This is a genomic window from Micromonospora sp. DT4, assembly GCF_049841675.1.
GTDB lineage: Bacteria > Actinomycetota > Actinomycetes > Mycobacteriales > Micromonosporaceae > Micromonospora.
In genome coordinates, this window is sequence record NZ_JBNCKT010000302.1 from 1 (window position 1) to 1,062 (window position 1,062).

Annotated in this window: 1 protein-coding gene; it reads right to left on the reverse strand. The window is 65.7% G+C overall.

The features are described from left to right. The coding region (locus ACLQ24_RS29780; protein WP_425895062.1) for a hypothetical protein at nucleotides 1-1,020 on the reverse strand (1,020 nt) is incomplete at its 3' end. Nucleotides 1,021-1,062 lie beyond the last annotated feature (42 nt).

The window sequence follows — 1,062 nt, forward strand, 5'->3', positions numbered from 1 at the left end:
GGGTCGGGTTGAGGTGGTGCGGGGTATGGGGGGTAGGTGGTGGGTTGTGGTGGCGGGCCCGGCGGTGGGTAGCGCTAGCCGCGGCAGGTGGTCGCCAGGTGTGATCGATGGTGATCGTGGGTCGCCGGAGAGCGAGTCGTGCTCGTCGTCGCCGGAGAGCAGGTCGTGCTCGTCGTCGAGGAAGTCGTCGTCGTCGAGGAAGTCGTCGTCGATGTGGGGGGCGTCGTGCTCGTTGGTGGGGGGGTGGAGGTAGAACGTGTGGGGTGGGGCGGTGGTGATGGGCTGTGGTGGTGCGTTGGTCTCGTTGGTGGGGGCGTATTGGGCGGTGTTCTCGGGTGCCGCGCTGGTGCTCGCGGTCGACGCGGGCGGGTTCAGCGCGGGCCATGTCCAGGTCAGGTCGTGGCTGTCGTAGGGGTTGTCACCGTCTGGGGCGTACACCTGGCCATAGGGTGGGAAAGCGGCGCTGACGGGTTGCGTCCACTGCCGGGGTGCGAAGTCCTGCGGCCACGGGTTGTCTACCAGTTCCTGGCTGACGGGCAGGCTGATCCCGTACTCGAGCGGGTCAATCATCATCGGGTCGAACGATCCACCGGGCGGGTCAATCATCATCGGGTCGAACGATCCGCCGGGCGGGGCGGGGATCGTCGAGGTGAGGCCGGTGAACGGTAGTGACGGGCGAGCATCATCAGGCAGGGATGTGCTCGTGGCGGCGTCGAGGGTGTTCACGGGCGCGCTGGACCACTCGTCCTCGATACGGGTGATGATCATGTTGTCCGGGCCGGCGGGAGGGCGGCCCAGACGTCGGGGGGGACTGATGGTCTGATGATCGAGGACGAATTCGAGACTCTTCGGGTCCAGGTACGTCACATACACGCCCCGGCTCTTGGCCTCGTGTATGTCCCGCAAATTGTAGGTGAAGGCGAAACGCGCCAGAGCGGATGAGATCTCCAATTCCACGGAGTCGTCGGACAACATCTGCTCGAAATCGTCCGACGCGTACCCGGCTGGCACGTCATACACGATCCACTGGTGGCCCCGCGGACTGTTGTGGTACCGCTTGGT